Source organism: Myxococcus vastator (assembly GCF_010894475.1).
GTDB lineage: Bacteria > Myxococcota > Myxococcia > Myxococcales > Myxococcaceae > Myxococcus > Myxococcus vastator.
Genome location: NZ_JAAIYB010000125.1, coordinates 1 through 18,827 on the forward strand (window position 1 = coordinate 1; position 18,827 = coordinate 18,827).

7 protein-coding genes are annotated in these 18,827 nt (G+C 71.7%); all 7 read right to left on the reverse strand.

The features are described from left to right. A partial coding sequence (gene gltJ / locus G4D87_RS14840) for an adventurous gliding motility protein GltJ (RefSeq protein WP_163782719.1) occupies positions 1-1,143 on the reverse strand: 1,143 nt, incomplete at its 3' end. Positions 1,144-1,277: 134 nt separating this feature from the next. Then, positions 1,278-13,559 carry a tetratricopeptide repeat protein gene (locus tag G4D87_RS14845; RefSeq protein ID WP_163782720.1) on the reverse strand — a complete coding sequence of 4,094 codons (12,282 nt, stop codon included), beginning with the start codon at positions 13,557-13,559 and terminating at the stop codon, positions 1,278-1,280. A gap of 128 nt (positions 13,560-13,687) precedes the next feature. Continuing rightward, positions 13,688-15,391 (reverse strand): DEAD/DEAH box helicase, encoded by a 1,704-nt coding sequence (locus tag G4D87_RS14850; RefSeq protein WP_205507586.1) that lies wholly within the window; start codon positions 15,389-15,391, stop codon positions 13,688-13,690. After that, positions 15,358-15,561: a hypothetical protein gene (locus G4D87_RS38890; RefSeq protein ID WP_205507587.1), complete on the reverse strand. Its 204-nt coding sequence runs from the start codon at positions 15,559-15,561 to the stop codon at positions 15,358-15,360. Before G4D87_RS38890 ends, G4D87_RS14850 begins: the two co-directional genes overlap by 34 nt. 25 nt (positions 15,562-15,586) lie before the next feature. Beyond that, positions 15,587-16,216: an adventurous gliding motility protein CglE gene (gene cglE, locus G4D87_RS14855; protein ID WP_163782722.1), complete on the reverse strand. Its 630-nt coding sequence runs from the start codon at positions 16,214-16,216 to the stop codon at positions 15,587-15,589. A 106-nt stretch (positions 16,217-16,322) separates the two neighbouring features. After that, positions 16,323-18,245, reverse strand: a complete 1,923-nt coding sequence (gene gltG, locus G4D87_RS14860) for an adventurous gliding motility protein GltG (RefSeq protein ID WP_163782723.1) — start codon at positions 18,243-18,245, stop codon at positions 16,323-16,325. Between the two features lie 76 nt (positions 18,246-18,321). Next, positions 18,322-18,591, reverse strand: a complete 270-nt coding sequence (gene cglF, locus G4D87_RS14865; protein ID WP_163782724.1) for an adventurous gliding motility protein CglF — start codon at positions 18,589-18,591, stop codon at positions 18,322-18,324. Positions 18,592-18,827: the final 236 nt, after the last annotated feature.

Here is an 18,827-nt window from a genome sequence, read left to right on the forward strand (position 1 = left end):
ACCCTGCCCCGCACCCGGCGGCGGGTAGGCGACCGGGTAGCTCGGCTGCGGCGGGTACGGCGCGGGCATGGGCTGCGCATACTGCGGCCCGGGCTGATGCCCATACGGCATGGGCGCCGGCTGCTGATACTGCTGCACGGGCTGCTGCCCATACGCCATGGGCGCGGCCATGGGCTGAGCCATCGGCACTTCGGCGCCCCGCAGGGACGGCGAGGACACCGGCTCCGGCGGCGGCATGGGCACATCCAACAGTCGCGACTGCGACACCGGTTCCCGGCCCAGCGCGGGCGCGGGCGTCGGCGGCGGCTTCGACAGCGCGTCGTTCTCTTCCTTCACCAGCGAGGCCAGCACACTGGCCGCGGACGGCTTCCAGCCCACGGCTTCCTCGGAAGCGCTCGCGGGCCCGGAATCCCCCCGCGCCCCCTTGCCCGCGCTGAAGGCGGACTGCACGGGGCCGGAGGAGACCGTGGGCGTCGAGCCGGACACGGGCTCGGGCGCGACGATGACGGGCTTGGAGGGCCGCGGCGCCAGCACCGACGCCAGCTCCGCCGTCTCCGACAACGGAATCCAATCACTGAAGCCCGAGCGCCAGCAGAGGCTGTCCGGGCCCACCTCGCCGCGGTCCCACAGGTCCTTGACCTTCTCGACGTTGAAGGGGCCGACCTGCTTCTCGTCGATGGCCACGTACCACTCGTGCGCCGCCGCCTGGGCCTTGGCCTCTTCCGTGTCCGGCTCGGCCTCCGCTTCGGCCAGCTTGCGCACGTTCTCCGCGGACGCTTCGCGCGCGGCGGCTTCGTTCGCGGCCTCGGTGGGAATCTTCTGCGTGCCGGAGCTCAGCACCTGGTCGAAGACGGCGCCAATCTCGTCCTCTTCCACGTCGGTGAAGAGGCCGCCTTCGGGCGGCGTGCCCAACGTCGCCGGCATCGTGGCGGCGGGCGCGTCACTCCCCTTGCCCGCGTCAGTCGAGGCGGAAGCCTCGGAGGTCGAGGACTCAGACGCGGAGTCCTTCGCGGCCGTCGCGCCAGCGGGACGCACGGTGATGGTGTGGCCGCACTTCTTGCAACGAACCTTGACCCCCTTGGGGCCAATCTTGTCGTCGCTGATCATGTACTGCGCGCGGCAACTGTCGCAGACGAAACGCATCGTTCCCGTAAGCCTCGGAAATGACGGGAGAAATCCCGCCTGAATCGTAGAAGTGGCAGCCAGAGGGGTCAAGGTTCGGAGCCAAGTCCGCTCGCCTGCCGTTTAACGCACGAACCCCACGTCAGGGTCTGTCCCTACCTGCGCACCTGCACCTCCACGTGCGTACCCACGGCGACGCGCAGCTCGTGCAGGTCCTCGGAGGTGGCGAACACCAACAGTTCCCGCAGCTTGTTGCGCACCGGGACGCGGAAGGCGGAGCCCGTCTCGCCCTGCACCATGCGGCGCACCGGCTCCATCTCGCCCGCCGCCAGCAGCCCCGCTCGCGCCGCGGTGAGCTCCGCGCCCTCCAGGTACTGCCGCACGGCCTGCGGCGTCGCGGTGGGCAGCCAGGCGCGCGCCGCCTTCGCCAGCGCCGCGCGGTCCGGCTCGTTGAGGCTCCGCTCCAGCAGCCGACGCTCCGGCTCCACCAGGTGCTGCGCTTCCGCGATGCGCACGTTGCCCACGACGAGGCTCAGCGCCGCCTGGAGGATGGCCTCCAACCGCTCGGGGGCCACGCGCTGGCTGAAGGCCAGCTCGGAGCGCGCGAGCGCCAGGGTGCGGCCCAGGCGGTAATAGACCTCCTTCTGGCCCTGCTCCGCGAAGTACTTCCCACCCACCCGCAGCGAGGCCGGGTGCGTCTGGAGCAGCTCCACGTTGATGAGCGGCTCGGGCGCCGGCTCGTTGGAGCGCTTCGCCATCCGCTCACGCGTGGCCACGAGGAAGGGCGAGTACAGCTCCACCGCCTCCATGCCCAGCACGCGCGCCACGTACCGGTAGTGGTGGACGTGGTACTCGGGCGCGCTGGCCACGTCGATGCGGTGGCGCTTGGGCACCAGCTGGTACTGCTGCGACGGCACCGCGTACAGGTGCCCCACCTTCGCGAAGAGCAGGCCCAGCAGCTCCGCCAGCGGACCGCGCGCCTTCGGGTGGAACAGGTGGTTGTGCCACAGCTGGTCGTTCAGCGGCCGCGGCTCCACCTTCTCCTTGTTCTTCGCGTAGGGCCCCAGCTTGGTGAGGATCTCCTGCTCATCCTCCCCAGCCTCGCCCAGCAGGCCGGACACCGCCTGCGCCGCGAGCCAGGCGCCGTCGTAGTTCTTGCGCAGCGCGGACAGCCGCACCAGCGCGCCCACCACCTTGCGCGGGTCCGTCGTGTTCGGCAGCGCGCGGCGCAGCGCGGCGATGGCTTCGTCTTCCCGGCCCGGCATCTGCCCGGCGAGGTCCGCGAAGGCCTCCTGCACCGCCGCGTCGTCGGGCAGACCCTTGGCGGCCACGCCATAGGCGGCCACCGCGCCCTCCGGGTGCTTGAGCACCTGGAGGTACAGGTCGCCGAGCGCGCGCCACAGCGCCATGCGCGCCACGTGCGTCTCCGGCGTCTTGGGCAGCCGGCCCAGCATCTTCGTGTAGTTCTCCTCCAGCTGCTTCCACTGGCGCGCCGCGCCGAGCATCGCCTCCAGCGCGCTGAAGGCCTCCACGAAGCGAGGGTCCAGGTCCAGGGCGGCGTTGAAGGCCTCGGTGGCGCCCTCCACGTCCTTCAAGTCATCGCGACGCAGCTCGCCCAGCGCGAACCAGACGCGCTTGGCCTTGTGCGGCTCCAGGCCCAGCGCGGGGAGCGCGAGCATGCGCGCCAGCACGTCCGCCGCCTTCTGGCCCTGCCGCGTCTCACGCAGCAGCACGTAGAGCTGGTCCATCACCTCCGGCGCGTCCGGCTGGGACTTGAGCGCGTTGGTGAAGGCGTCAATGGCCATGTACGGGTCGTGCAGTTCGTCACGCGCGATGCGGCCCAGCTCCAGGCCCACCTTCGCGCGAGCCTCGCCCTCCAGCACGCCCACCAGTTGCTGCCGCAGCTCCGCGGACTTCTCGTACTGGCCCTGCTTCTCCAGGAGCGACACCAACGCGCGCAGCGTCGGCTCGTGGCCCGGGTCGATGGCCAGCGCCTTCTCGAAGTGGTTCTGCGCGCGGTCCGTCTGGCTCAGCGCGGCGTGGATGTCGCCGAGCTGCCAGTACACCTCCACCACCTCCAGGTCCGTCAGCTCCTCGCGGTGGTGGATGAGGATGGTCTGGAAGACCTTGAGCGCGCCTTCGTAGCGGCGCGTCTGCACCAGCAGGTTGCCGTAGCCCTCCAGCGCGGGCAGGTACGTCGCGTCCAGCTCGTAGGCCTTTTCGTAGCAGCTCAGCGCCTTGTCGCGCTTGCTCAGCTTCTCCGCCACGTAGCCCAGGCGGTAGAGCTGACGGCAGAGGTCCGCGGCGGAGACGGAGTCCTTCTCCGCCATCGCCATCTCCGCCATCTTCCGCGTGACGATGTCCAGCATCCGCTCGCCGGACGCCCAGTCCTCGTGCGCGATGTACACATCCGACAGCGGACGCGCCGCCTCCAGGCTGTCCGGGATGTGCTTCAGCGCTTCCTGCCAGTAGCCGGTGGCGGTGTCGCGGTCCTCGCGCGTCTCCGCGTGGTAGCGCGCGACGTCCAGCAGCGCGCGGCCCTTGGCGGCAGGGTCCTCGGTCTGCTCCGCCTCCTGGCGCAGGGTCTGCTCGTAGCCGCTCCAGTCCTTCTCCTGCTCCTGGATGCCCTTGAGGGCGCGGATGCTGAGCAGGTGGCCGGGGTCCACCGCGAGGGCCTGCTGATAGGCGGTCCGGGCGCTGCCCGTGTCCATCAACATGTCCTCGTTGATCTTCCCCAGGCGGTAGTACAGCTCCACCGCGTCCTTCGACTGCCCGGCGAGCTCCGCCTCCTTCGACAGCATCTCCAGCGCGAAGGGCCAGTTGCCGCTGCGCTCGTACATCGTGCCCAGCGCGTGCAGCGCCGGACGGCACTCGGCGTCCACCGCGAGCGCCGCGTGGTAGTTGTTCACCGCGCGGTCCAGCGCCTTGAGCTGCTGGTACTGGACGTTGCCGATGTCCACGTAGAGCTCGGCCTGCTCCTGCGGGCTGACGGCCAGCGCGAGCTGCCGCTCGTACGCCGCGATGAGGTCCTCCCACCGCGCCTGCGCCCGGCGCAGCCGGATGAGCGTCTTGATGGCCTGGACGTTCTGCGGGTCGATGGCGAGCACGCTCTCCACGCAGACGTCCGCGTTCGCCGGGTTCTGGTACTTGTCCTCCCAGATGGTCGCGCTGCGGAAGAGGACGCGAATCTTCTCGCGCCAGTCCTCGCTCAGCTCCAGCATCCGCTCGTAGATGGCGAGCAGGTCCGCCGGGTGGTCCAACCGCGTGTGGAGCCGCTCCAGCGACTCCAGCGCCTCGCGGTTGACGGGGTCCAGCTCCAGCGCCTGCCGGTACGCGGCCACCGCCGACTCGTCGTCGCCGAGGTCACGCTCGTAGACGCCCGCCACCTCCACCTGGATGCGCGCGCGCTCCTCGATGCTGTCCGCCAGGTCCCGGGCCCGAAGCAGCGTGGACGCCACGTCCGGCCACGAGCGCTGACGGCGGTACAGCGCGGTGAGCACGCCGAGCGTCTCCGCGTCGGGCTCGAGCTCCAACGCACGCAGCAGCGCGCTGGCCGACTCGACGGGGTCCTCCAACTGCTCGTCCCAGACGCGGGCAATCTCGCGGAGGATGCCCTTGCGCTGCTCGATGGAGCCAGCGGCCTCCAGCTTCTGCTCCAGCGCCACCACGTACTCACGCTGGCGGCCGCGCCGCTGGAACACCGCGGCGAGCCCATCCAGCGCGGTGGCGTTGGTCGGGTCGAACTCGAGAATCTTCCGGAACGCCGCTTCCGCCGCCTGCGGGTCATCCAGGTGCGTGTCGTGGACGCGCGCCAGCGTCGCGTAGAGCCGCTCGGCCAGGGCGCCACGCGGCAGGTCGTCAGCGACCTCCTCGTAGACGGCGGCCAGCTCCTCGTGGCTGCCCGTCTCGTCGGCCAGCCGCTCCACTTCCTCGCGCAGCGTGTCGTCCGACGCGTCCAGCTGGAGCGCGCGGCACAGCGCCAGGAAGGCCACGTCCTTCTGTCCCAGCCGCGCTTCCTGCACCCGGGCCAGCTCGCGCAGCGCGGCCAGCTTCTCCTCGTCCGTGACGAGGTGGGGCATGTAGCGGTCCGTCACCTGGGCGTACGCGCGCCAGTCGTTGTGCGTCCGGTACAGGTCGCACGCGCGCTCGTAGGCGGTGCGGTTGGCGGGGTCCAGCTCGAGCACCTTCTCCAGCGCGCCCGAGGACAGCTCGGGCTTGCCGCCCTGCCCCACCCACAGGTCCGCCACCGCGAAGTACGCGGCGACCGCCTGCTCACGCTCCTCCGTCAGCAGGTGCACCTGCACCTTCAGCTCCAGCGCGCGCACCGCGTCGTTCCACGCACGGAGCGAGACGAAGAGCTCGTGTACGCGCTCCAGCTCGGGAACCTGGTGCGGCTCCACCTCCAGCGCGCGGCGGGCCGCGTCCAGGGACTCCTCGCGGCGGCCCATGCCGGCCAGGACTTCCGCCAGACGCAGGCGCAGCGCCTTCACGCCGTCGCTGCTCTCCTGGAGCGGAATCAGCCGGCGCAGCACGCCCACCAGCTCTTCACGCTGGCCCGTCTCGTCGTACAGCTCGCGCAGCGTGTCGAGCACGCCCCGGTGCCGCGCATCCCGGTCCAGCGCGGCCTTGAAGAACGGCACCGCCTGGTCCGGCTGCTTCAGCAGGCGGTACACGACGCGGCCCAGGCGCTCGTTGAGGCGCACGACCTCGCGGGGGTCCAGCGTCACCGCCAGCCGGCCCTCGAGCAGCTCCCGCAGGTCCTGCGGCCGGTCGGCGCGCTCGTAGAGCGACTCCAGCGCGGAGAAGGCCTGCTCGTTGCGCGCGTTCTTCGCCAGCAGCTCGCGGTACAGGTCAATGGAGCGGCCCAGGTCCGACAAGCCCTCGGCGGAGACCTGCGCCATCTTCGCCAGCACGCGGTCGCGCTCGGCGCCCGACACCTTCTCCGCCTGGAGCTTCAGGATGCCGTAGAGCTTCTCCGAAGCGCCCGCCGACTCGTAGAGCCCCTCCAGCTGCCGCGCCGACGCGAGGTGCTCCGGGTCCAACGCCAGGATGCCTTCGTAGGCGCCCGCCGCGCGGTCCGGGCTGTCCAGCCGCTCCTGGTAGAGCTGGCCCAGGCGGAACAGGTAACCCACCCGGTCCGCGGGCTCCGTCACGCCAGCGACCAGGGCCTCCAGGATGCCCGCCAGCTCCGGCCATGCCTCCAACTGGAGGTACAGCCTGTCCAACGCCACCAGCGACGGCTCCTGCACCGTGGGGTGCAGGGTGCGCGCGCGCTCGTAGTAGGAGACCGCGCGGTCCGAGTCGCGCAGCTTCGTCTCCAGCATCTGTCCCAACCGGAGGCAGACCTGCGCCGCGTCCGCGGCCTCGGCCACGCGCGGCAGGGCTTCTTCGTACGCGGACAGCAGCTCGTCGTAGCTGGCGGACGCCTCCGCCGAGTTCTCCAGCCGGGCGCGAATCGCCGCGTCGTTCGGGTCTTCCTTGAAGGCGCGGAAGAGGGCCAGGAAGGCCAGCTCCGACTCCTCCTGGGACTCACGCAGCGTGGCCAGCTCGTTCAGGAGCGCCTTGCGCTCGAACGCGTCGCCCGACACGCCCACGCGCGTCTCGATGACCTGCGCCAGGCGCGCGATGTCGCCGCTGGCGCGAAGGGCGCGCAGCAGCGTCTCCACCGCGAGCAGGTTCTGCGGCTCGCGGGCCACCAACGCCTCCATGCGGCCCACCGCGCCCGCATGGTTGGCCTGCACGGACAGCACCTCGCCGTACAGCGCCAGCGCGCCCGTGCGGTCCATCAGCCGCGACTCATGCACGGTGGCCAGACGGAACTTCAGCTCCAGGCCCTCCTCCGCGGGAATCAGCGCGATGCGGCGGGCCAGCGCGTCCGCCAGCTCCGGCCAACGCTCCTGCTTCTGGCAGAGCGCCTCCATGCGCTCCAGCGTGGGCAGGTCGTCCGGCTTGAGCTCCAGCAGGCGCCGGAAGGTGGCCAGCGCGCCCAGCGCGTCCTTGAGCTGCTCTTCCTGCAGCGTGCCCATCTGGAAGAGCACCGTGGCGCGACGCGCCGGGTCCTCCGCCGCCGAGAGCTGCCGGCGCAGCACCTCCAGCAGCTCCGTGGGCTTGCCCTGCGACGCCACCAGCCGCACCGTGCCATCCAGCGCCTCGATGTCCGTGGGCCGCAGCTCCAGCACGCGCTTCCACGACGCCAGCGCCTCCGCGGGCTCGCCCAGGTCCGTCTGGATGCGGGCCAGCGCGCGGTACAGCTCGGCGCGGGCGGTGTCGCCCGCCTTGCCCACGACCTCCGACAGGATGGCGGCCAGCTCCTCGGGCGCTTCCGCCTTGTCCACCAGCGCGACGCACAGCTCCAGCGAGCGCAGGTCATCCGGCAGCTCGCGCAGCGCGCGCGTGGCGGCCAGGAAGCCCATCTCCGCGTTCTCCAGCGAGCCCGCGTAGATTTCCGCGATGCGGCGCAACAGCATGGCGCGCTCCTGCGGCACCGCCTCCGCCGAGGCGCGCGACTCCAGCATCTCCACCTGCTTCAGGTGGTTGCCCACCGAGGCGAAGATGGGCTCCAGCGCGCTCGCCGCGGCGCCACGCAGCGGGCTCTCCGAGCGCGCCATCTCCTCCAGCGCGCCCACCGCGCCAGCGTGGCCCGCCCGGCGCGTCAGCACCGACTGGTACAGCTCCAGCGCGCCGCGCGGGTCATCCAGACGCGACACCTTGAGCCGGCCCAGGCGCACGCGCAGGTCGGACGCCTCTTCCTGGGCGCCGCGCTCGTCGGCGAGCTGGATTTCCCGCTCGATGTGCTGCGCCAGCTCCGGCCAGCGCTCCATCTCCGCCAGCACCCGCCCCAGCAGCTTCAGCGCGTTGGCGTTCTCCGGCCGCAGGCCGAGGATTTCCCGGTACGACTGCGCCGCCAGCGACTTGTCCGCCAGCGTCTCCTCGGCCAGGTGCGCCAGCTCGAAGAGCAGGTTCACCTGTGAGGACGCGTTCGTCTCGGCCGCCACCTGACGGCGCATGACGAGCGCCAGCTCGCGGTGCGCGCCCGTGCGGCGATGGACCCGGGCGATGGCGTCCAGCACCGACTTGTTCTTCGGGTCGCCGCGCGACAGCTCCTCCATCGCACGGACGGCCAGGTCATAGCGCTTGAGGCGGTTGTCGTAGATGCCCGCCAACCGCCGCCACAAGTCACCCGAGAGGGGCTCCTGCGCGCCGCGCTCCAGCTGGTCCTCGTAGGCCGCGGCCACTTCCTCGAAGGCACCGGAGTCAGCGGCCAGCCGCTCCAGCTCGTCGCGCACCGAGGCTTCCCGCGGCGCCTCGTTGAAGGCGCGCAGGCGTGCGACGAAGGCGAGCGACGTCTGCCCCAGCGCCTCGCGCAGGGTGGCAATCTCCTGGAGGTGCTCCAACCGCCGCTCGGGCGCCACGCCCGGCAGCAGCACCTCCAGCACGTCCACCAGCTTCCGGGTGTCGTTGACGCCACGGTAGACGGGCTCCAGCAGGCGCGCCGCTTCGGCGCGAGGCGCATCATGCGCCATCAGCCGCTCCAGGCCCGCCACCACCTGACCGTCTCCGGGCGCCAGCTCCAGCAGGCGCCGGTACACCGGCAGCGACTCCACCGGCCCCACTTCCTTCTCCAGAAGCTGGGCGCGCTTCAGCAGCCAGTTGCGCCGTGCGCCTTCATCCGAGGCGCCCTCCGCGAGCTGGTCCAGCACATCCGCCTGCTCCACGAAACGCCGCGACTTCGCGTAGAGCTTCTCCAGCGCGAGCAACCCCTCGGTCACCTTCCGGAGCGCCAGCGCGGAGCGATACGTCTCGATGGCCTTCGCGTCTTCCCCCGCGTTCGCGTGAGCCTCGCCCGCCTTGAGCAGCAGCCCCACGCGCTCTTCCGGGTCGGTGGCGAGCTGCGCCTGACGCGTGTAGACCTCGGACAGGCTCTTGGCGTTCTGTCCCTTCTCGTACAGGCGGGAGAGGGCCTCCAGCGCCTGCCGGTCCTGGGGCGCATCCGCCAGCAGGTTCTTCCACAGCCGCGCGGCCTCTTCCGGCTGGTCCAGCGACTCGCGCACCTCCGCCGAGCGCCGCAGCAAGTCCAGCGCCGCGGGGTCTCCCGCGTTCAGCTCCGTGGCCGCCGTCTCGTAGATTTCAGCCAGCACCTCGTGCGAGCCCGTCTCGCGCGCCAGCCGCTCCAGGTCCGGCTGCACGCCTTCCCGGTCCAGCCCCTGCGCGAAGGACTTCACCGCGGACATGAACGCCAGCGAGGGCTGGAGCATGTCGCGCTCGTAGATGCGGCGAATCTCTCCCGAGAGGAGGATCTTCTCCACGGTGAGCGCGGACGTCATCCGCGCTTCACGCAGCGCCACCCGGCGGGCGTGGTCACCCACCTGCACCAGCACCGGGTCCAGCACCTCCAGCGCCGCGCCGCTCGCGGGCACCGCCGCCATCACCCAGGCCTCGAGCGCCGCGCGCGCACCAGGATGTCCCGAGTCCTCGGCGAGTATCTTCCGATAGAGGCCCAGCGCCGCGTTCGGGTCGTCCAGGACCGTGCGCTGGAGCTCCGCCAGACGGAAGGAGACTTCACGCCCCTGCGGGCTCTGCCCTTCCTGGTTGCGGCGCAGCGCCAGCGCCCAGGCCAGGTCGGCGTGACGGCCACTCTCGGTGTAGAGCCGGTCCAGGGTCGCCGCGGCTTCACGGCTCGCCGGGTCGCGCTCCGCGATGACGCGCCAGGCGTCCGCGGCGCTCTCCTTGTCCATCAACTTCGTCTCGTGCAGCAGCGCCGCCTCGCGCAGGAAGGCCAGTTGCTCGGCGGGCTCCGGCGATGCCGCGGCCAGCTTCTCCAGCACCTCGGCGAGCGCCGCCCACTCCTCGCCCGCCCGGTGCAGCCGCTGAAGGGCGCGCAGGCAGTCCAGGCTGCCCGGCTCGATGGCCAGCAGGTCGCGCAGCGCCTTCACCGCGCCGGCCTTGTCGTCCAGCTTCTTCTCCTGCACCTCGGCCAGCTCGCGCAGCAGCGCCAGCCGCGCGGAGCCGACGTTCCCCTCCTCCGCCAGCTCCGCGATGATTTCCGCGTAGCTGTCCAGCGAGTCCGCGTCCTCCGCCGCCTGCCGCGCCGACGAGCGCAGGCCCGCGTCACCGGGCGCCAGGCGCAACGCGCGCGCCAGCGCCGCGAAGGCCAGCTCCGGCTGTCGCAAATGCGCCAGGTGCACCTGCGCCGCCTGCCGCAGCGACTGCACCCGCGCCGCGTCGTCCTTCGCCACTTCCGCCAACACGTCCAGCGTGGCCACCAGCTTGCGGTGTTCCTTGCTGCGCTCGAAGGCGGGCACCAGCACCCGCGCCGCCGCCTCGCGCGACGGGCCCGAGGCGAGCATGGCCTCCAGCGCCGCCAGCGCATCCGGGTCGGTGGGACGCTGGAGCAGGATGTCCGCGTAGCTCTGCACCGCCTCCGCGCTGCCGTCCTGCGACTCCTGCAGCAGGTGCGCGCGACGCAGCTTCAGCCGCGCCACCTTGTCCGCGTCACCCGCGGACTCGGCCAGCGCAATCATCCGCGCCAGCGTGTCTCCCAGCTCACGCGTACGGCCGGCCTTCTCATACAGCTCCGCCAGGCGCGGCAGATGCCGGCCTTCCTCGGCGCCGTGCGAGAGCGCGGACTGCAGCGCCTCGGCCGCCTGGGCATCACGGCCCAGCTCCGTGTTGAGGTCCACCAGCTGAAGCAACAGCTCCAGCCGCTCCTGCCCACGCGCGCCCTGGATGCGCTTGCGCAGCAGTCCTTCCGCGTCCGCGGACCGGCCCGCGCGCCCGTACAGCCGCACCAGCCGCTGCAGCACCGCGTTCGACTCGGGCGCACGGCCCACCGCCGCTTCCAGCGCCGCGATGGCCTCCGCGGCGAGCGCGCCCTCTTCCGCCAGGCTCGCGGCCTCCAGCAGCAGCGGCACGGCCACCGCGGGGTCCTCGGACTCGGAGGCCTGCGTGCGCAGCACCCGCCCCAGCTCCGCGTGCGCGGACAAATCCCTGGCCAGTCGCAGCGCCTCCGCGCGCGCGCCCTCGTCCTTCGCGTCCTCGCGCAGCGCGCGCACCCGGACGTCGAAGGCCGCGCGGCTGTCCGCGAGCTGCTTCTCATGAATGCTGGCCAGCAACGAGAAGAGGCGCTTGCGGGCCGCGGGCTCCGTCGTCACCTCCAGTTGCTGCTGGAGCGCCGCCACCTGCCGCTGGTGGTCGCCGCCGCGGCCGTAGTGCGCCGCCAGCGCCTCCGTCACCTCCGCCGTGCGGATGCCCGCCGCCGCCAGCCGCTCCAGTCCGCCCACCACCACGCCGGTGGAGACGTTCTCGGCGAGCAGCCCGAGGAACAGGTCCGTCGCATCCTCCTGACGCCCCAGCCGCTCGGCGTACAGCTTCGCCTGACGCGCCGTCCACTCGTTGCGCTCCAGCTGCGTCTCCGCCAGGCCCGCCAGCCGCCCCGCGAGCGCCGCCGCCTCGTCGAACTTCGACAGGGCCACGCACAGCGCCTGCAGCCGCTGCACGCCCGCCGCATCCTCCGGCGCGAGCTGCACCCACTGGCGAGCCAACGGCTCCAGCTCCTCGGGCGCCGCGCCGGCCGCCTCGCGCCGGGCCACGTCCGCCTCCAGCCGTGCCTTCGGGTCGTCCGCGCGCGCCGCGGCCGCCTGCAGCGACTTCACCTCCTCCGCCGCGGCCGCGTCACCCGGGACACGCGACAGCACCTCCCGCCAGGCGGCCTCCGCGCGCGACGGGTCCGCCAGGGGGCCCTGGAGCAGCTGGGCCAGCTGCCGCCAGAGGGTGGCCGCGACCTCCGCCACCGGCGCCGCCTCCGCCGCGCGTTGCAGCGCCAGCGCCAGCGCGGGCTGCGCCTGGGCCTTCTCCGCGTGCTCCACCACCGTGCCCAGCAGCAGCGGACGGCCCGGCTCCAGCTCCAGGGCGCGCGACAGCACCTCGAAGGCCCCGCGCGCGTCGTCCTTCTCCTCGAACATCAGCGCGAGCGCTTCGCAGAAGGCCACCCGCTCCGGGCGCGGACGCGGCGCCAGCAGCGCCAGGTCCAGCAGCGGCACCACGGCTTCCAGCTCGTCGTCCTCGGCCAACAGCCGCGCCAACTGGAACGCCGCCAACGCCTGCGTGGGGTCCAGCTTCAGCGCCGCTTCCAGGTGCTCGCGCGCGGCGTCCGCGTCCTTGAGCTGCGTCAGGAACAGGTCCGCCAACCGCAGCCGCATGCCCGCCTGGATGGAGCGGTCCTTCACCGTGCCCAGGTAGCGCTCCAGCACCGCGACGGCTTCCGGCGCCCGGCCCTTCTCCAGGAGCTGCTCGGCCGTCAGGCTGGCCGCGTCCGCGCGGGACGGGTCCGCCGCCACGGCCTTCTCGAAGGCCGCCAGCGCGCCGTCCGCGTCGTTCATCCGGCCAAGGCGCAGCGTGCCCACGCGCAGCCACAGGTCCACCTGCGCGTTGCGGTCCTTCACCTCGCCCGCCATCGCTTCAATCTGCGCGATCGCCGGAGCGAAATCGCCGCCCGAGCGCAGCGTCAGCTTTTCGATGAGCGACAGGCCTTCGGGCATGCCCGGCCACAGCAGGAAGCAGCGGTCCAGCGCCTCCTTCACCTTCGCCGCCGCGCCCGGGTCGTACCAGGCGAAGAGCTTCGCCACGAGCAGCGACAGGCGCGCCGCGCTCTTCCGGTCGCGCTCCTCCAGCGACATGCTGCGCAGCATCCGCACGCGGTCACGCCACGTCTGCTCGAAGCGCTGCAACGAGCGCGCGGCCTTCTCCAGCCGCGCGTTCTGCGGCTCCAACGCGCGGGCAACGTCCACCACCCGCTGCGCCAGCTCATGCTCGGTGGGGTCGTCCACCAGCCGCTCGGCGAGCGCGGCGTACTCCTCCGCCATGCCCGCGTCACCCAGTGCCGCGCGCTCGCGCTCCAAGGCCTCGAAGGCCGGCTGGAAGCGCTCCTCCGACAACAGCACCTGACGCACGCGCCGGAAGGTGGCGCGGTCCGGCTTCGCGCGCGCCGCACGCTGCAGGCACAGCACCGCACGGTCGCGCCGGAACAGCTTCTGCTCGTAGACGTCCGCGGCCTTCAGATAGTGGCCCGCGCACTCCTCGCCCTGGGTGACGGCGCCCAGCCGCTCCAGGACGTCCGCCAGCGCGGCGCCATCCTGCCGCGACTCGTGCAGTCGCTTGAGGCCTCGCAGCGCGGGGAGCGGATCCTTCGCCACCAGCAACGCGCGCTTGAGCAGCTCCTCCGCGCGCTGCGTGTTGCGCTGCCGATCATGCGCGAGCTCCGCGGCGCGGCACAGCAGGCGCACCGCTTCGTCGGAGACGACATCGCGCGAGCGCCCCTCGTAGAGGCGAATCAATTCCTCGACACGGCCGGCCTTGTCGAGGGCCGCTTCGGTTTCGACGAAGGTGCGGTCATCGGACACGCGCAGCGTGGGACGCGACGAGGGCGTGGGCTGTTGCATGGAGGGGCGGGCCTTGGAATGGAAAGAAAAAGCAGCGAGGGCGCCAGTGACCGGAACTCTACCGGTCGCCAGCGCCCCCGAGCAATCGTGCAAAACCCGCCAAACGGCGGGAATCATTGGCCTTCTCGCTACCCGGCCGAGGGAGCGTCCGGCGGCGTCTCGCCACCCTCGCTGTCGTCCGCCGCATCCGCCGCGGGGGACTGGGCAGGTGCGGCCGTCTCCGGAAGCGCCTTCGCGCGCTCCACACCCGCGCTGTCGTTGAGCTGGGTGTAGAGGGCAACGGCCTTGTCACGCTGCTGCAGCTCCTCCGCGAGCTGAGCGGCGCGAGGCAGGTTGCCAAGCTTCTCGTGCAGCGGGAGCGCCTTGTCCTTGCGGCCAGCGCCCTCCCACGCCTCGGCGGCGGCGGTGATGTCACCCAGCAGCTCCAGCCACCGGGCGCGGCCGGCCGGCTTCTGCTCCTGCTCGGCCCGGGCCAGCTCCTTCTGCGCCAGCTCCTTCGCCTCGTCGTCCAGCTTCAGACGCTGCATGAAGTGGAAGGCCTTGGGCGGAGGCAGCGGGCTGAGGACCTCCACCGCCTCGCGGCGCTGGCCCACGGCCGCCAGCAGGGTGGCGGCACCCAGCCGGTCACCCCGCTCCACCAGGCTCTTCACCTCGAGCCCACGGATGCGGTTGGCGCTGGCGACGTCCCGCGCGCGCTCGTACGACTTGCGCGCCAGGGTGAGCTTCCCGGAGCGCTCGTAGGCGAGCGCCGCCTGGTCGAACTGGCGGGCGCGCTCGTAGAGGCGGGCCACGTTCTCGAAGTCACCCTTGCCGACGAAGTGCTCCATGAGGAGCTCGTAGGCGCCGGCCTTCTCCAGCGTGGGCGCGAGCTGATCCGGCGGCAGCGTGCCCACCAGACGGCGGGCCATGTCGTTGTCGCTCCCGGCCAGGGCGTTGCGCAGGGCGCTCTTGAGGTCGCCACCCGTCTCGAAGAGGCGAGCCGCCTCCGCGAAGGAGTTGTTGCGCTCATGCAACCGGCCCGCGTCGCGGGTACGGCCCATGGTCTCGAGCTGCTTCGCCTGCTCGTCCCAGGTGCCCGTCAGCTCCGGCAGCGGACGCTCGCCACGCTCCGGGCGCTCACCCCGCTCCGGACGCTCACCCCGGGCGGGCCGCTCGCGGCGCTCCGGACGCTCACCCGAAGCGGCACGCTCACCGCGCTCGGAACGAGCGCCACGCTCACGGCGCTCACCACGCTCGGGACGATCGCCCCGCTCACGGCGCTCCTCGGAGCGAGGCGCCGCGACGGGCTCCTCGACCTCGGGGCCGGGCTGACGGCCGCTGGCCGCGAAGGCCGCCTCTGCGCGCTCGGCATCACCCGCGGCACGCCAGGCCTGACCGACCAGGAAGATGACGTCCGTCCACGCCTCGAACTTCTCGCGCGCCGGGTCCACGGCGGGAGCAGCGGCCTCGGCGGTGGCGGGTGCCTCGGCGGGCGCCTCACCCTCGGCGGTGGCGGGTGCCTCGGCGGGCGCCTCACCCTCAGCAGTGGCGGGTGCCTCACCCTCAGCGGGAGCGGCGGCCTCCACCGGGGCCGGAGCCTCGGCGGGAGCAGCAGCCTCCGCGGCGGCGGGCGCCTCGGGCGCGGCCGGCTTCGGCTGGCGCTGCACGCGCAGCAGCGTGGTGATGAGGCGGCCACGCGTGTTCAGGTCCAGGTCATCCAGCGACTTCAGCCGCATGGGCCGCAGCGAGCGGACAATGGCCTGCAGTGGAGCCTTCTCCGCACCGAAATCCGTCTTCGAGAGCGCCTTCTCCAGGATGCTCAGCTCGGAGATGACGCGCTGACCGGGGCCCACAGGGCCCTCATCGCGCCCGCGTCCGCGGCCGTCTCCACGCCCACGGCCGTCGCCACGGCCTGGGCCACCACGACCGCCAAAACCACCACCCGGTCCGTCACGGCGAGGACCCTGGCCCGGTGCACCCCCGTCACGACCACGCCCACCCGGGCGCGGCCCACCGCTTCCATTCTCCTGAGGCACGTCTTTCTCCCGCTAGAACGCGTAGCGAATGTTCGGCGCCACCGCGAACCCGAACGAGCCCCCGGAGACGAGGTACTGCCCCGTCACCTCGAGCCCTACGGAAAAGTGGCGCAGCCGTGTGTAGTACTCCACTCCGGGCCCGGCAAACACAAGAATGTCGGAATCGGGGAGCAGCCGCTCCGGCGAAAACATCGCATAGCCAGCACCCGCGCGGACATAGAACCAGGTGCGCTTCACTTCCTGACTGTCAGCGAACCCCACCAGGCGGGCTCGCAGCACCGCGCCGGGAATCAGGGAGGAGAAGTCCCCCGACACCGCGCCGCCGGAGTTGCCCACGTACTGGGCGCTCGTGCGCACGCTCGAGCCCATGAGGAACAGGCCCACGGAGACGCGCTCGCCCAGGTCCACGCCCACTTCCACCTGCGCCATGGGCCCGGAGGAGAACGGACGCGGCGTGCCTTCGGCCGCCGGCGGGTTGGTGATGAACAGGGGCCCACCGAGCACCGCGAAGTAGATGCCCCGCTCGATTTCATCGAACGTGACAGCCGGGCGGTCGCCCTGGGCAGTGGTGGGCTGCTGGGCGCTCGCGACCGTGGGGAGGACGAACGAGGCGCACAGGGCAAGTGAGGCGAGGGCTTTCATGCGGTCCTGACGTTGGCCCGGCCCCCGCGGGGGAGAGGGAGCCGGGGAGAGGCGCGGTGGGCAGACCTTCTTCAGGCCTGCCCACCCGGAGAAAGGCCACCCGGCGCTATTCGCCGGACTGCTTGAAGATGAACGGATACGTGACGACCACCACGCCGCCGCCCTTCGGCTCGGGGAACTTCCAAGTGCGGACGCGGCCGGCCACGCACGTCTCCAGCGCCGCGTTGCCCGCCGTGGACTGCGCCACCGACGACGAGGCGACCGTGCCGTTCCCCGCGATGACGAACTTCACCGCCACCTTGCCGCCCAGCTTCGGGAAGCGGTTGAGGAGGCTCTCGAAGCAGTAGCGGATCTGTCCGCGGTTTCTGTGGATGACCTGGCGGATGAGCTCCTTGTCCAGCGAGCCCATGACCTCCGGGTCGGACGAGGTGATGCCCACGTCGACGCTCTGCTTGCCGCCCAGCACGCCCACGCCGCTGCCGTAGGTGCCGGTGCCGCCGCCACGGCCCTTGGTGCCGATGCCGCCAATGCCGATGGTGTCACCCGTGCCGCCGCCGCCGCCGCCCGAGCCACGCAGCCCCATGCCGCCGAAGCCGCCCGAGTTGCCCGCCTTGGCGCCGAACATGTTGCCCATGGCGCTCTTCAGGTCACCCCCCAGGCCGCTCTTGCCGAAGACGGTGGAGATTCCGCCCTTGCCGCCGCCGAAGATTTTCGCGGTCAGCGCGCGCGCCTCGTCCTTCTTGCTCGGGTCGCCCTTGGGGGCGGTGCGGCTGTTGGTCTTGGGCGCGTCCTTCTTGCCCATCTGACCTTCGTCGCCGCGGTTCTTCGCCGCCATCTCCCCGCTCTTCTTCTTCTCCTTCTGCTGGTTGAGGCGCTCGAGGAACTTGTTCTTCTGCGTCTCCGGCGGCTTGATGATGAGCTTCGCGATGCGGGCGTTGTCGGCCGACAGCTCGTCCGCGTACTCGTCCCCTTCGCCCGTGCGGTTCATCGCGGAGATGACGAACGCCGTCGCGAGGAAGAACAGCACCAGGAAGATGTTGAGCGCGGTGTAGTCCATGGACTCGCCCAGCGGCACCACGACGCGCTTGGGCACGGCCTGGAAGGCCACCTCGAGCGTCACGCCGCCCAGGTCCACCCAGAGGAAGTCGTCCGCGTCCAGCGTGAGCGTGTACGCGTCACCCTCATGCGAGGCCTTGCCGGACTCGATGACCGCCTTCAGGTCCAGCGTCTCGCCCTTGCGGGTGAGCTCCCCCTTCATCTTCGCGGTGAAGCGCACGGTGAAGGACTGGCCGTCCGAGCGCACCGCCTCGAACTTCGGGCCTCCCAGGCGGGAGTCCCCCATGACGAAGTCCACGCCGGCGGCGCTGCCGACGACGAAGGCCCGCTTCACGCCCGGGGCCATGAAGAACTCGCCCACGCGCTGGTCACCCCAGGCGAAGCGCAGGCCCACGCCCAGGGGACCGCTGGACTTCGTGCGGCGCACCTTCCGCACGCGCGGCGCGGCGTCCTCGGGCGCGGCCACGACGGGGGCCGGCGCGGGCTCGGCGGGGGCGGCCACCGCGTTCTGCTGGGTGGCGGCGAAGGACGGGTCGATGGCACCCGCGACTGGAGCGGCCACCGCGGCCTGAGCCAGGCCCTCGGCCGGCGCCGGCGCGGCGATGACGGGATTCTTCTCCGTCACCACCTCCGTGCTGGCCGCCGCGGCCGCCAGGTTCACCGCGGCCACCGCGGCCGGGTTCTCCAGGCGGATGGTGGTGCCACCCACGCGGATTTCATCACCGAAGGACAGCAGCCCCTTGGTGACGCGCTTGCCGTTGACGTACGTGCCCTCGACGCTGCCCATGTCGATGATGGACATGGCGCCGTCGCCAGCGACCTCGATGACGGAGTGGATGCGGCTGACCTTCTCGTCCTCCAGGCACAGGTGCGCCGAGGAGAGACGGCCAATCTTGATGATGTCGCGCTCGTAGTCCTTGGAGGCGACCAGCGAGTCGCCCTTGAAGACCTTGAGTGTCAGAGGAACGGCCATGGGGGCTCCAACGTAAAGTGGGTACGGCGTCAGACAACGCGCGCGGCGGTGGGTTCCCGCCGCGGTGTGGCGCTGGCTACAGCTCGCCCACGGACTGCATCACCTTGTCCTCGAAGTCCTCGCGGATGCGGATGAGGTTCGAGTGCTGCACCCGGTCACGCGCTTCGATGTACTCGCCATCCGGCTTCGTGAGGTCGCCTTCGATGGTGTCGTCCTCGAAGTCGATGGTGGTCGTCTTGGAGTAGCGCACATTGCCCTCCCCTGCACCACCCGGGTTGGAGCCCTCGTCCTGGGCCAGGGCGGGCGTCACCGCGAGCACCGCACACAGCATCAACGCCTTCCGCATCACTGCCTCCCGGAAGGGAGCCGAAGGCCCCTTCGCACACCGAATCCCCGGATGAGGGGGAAACACAAGGTTCGCATCATCCCCCGCGCCCCCGCCACAGCGAAGGCACTCGGGGGCGTCCCAACTTTCACAGCAGGTCGTCTTCCGGCTCCCCGGGTTCCGCCGAGCCTGCATTCTTCTGGTCGGAGGTTCCATTCGCGGGGGCGGGCGCCGTGTTGCCGCTGGCGGGGGTGACC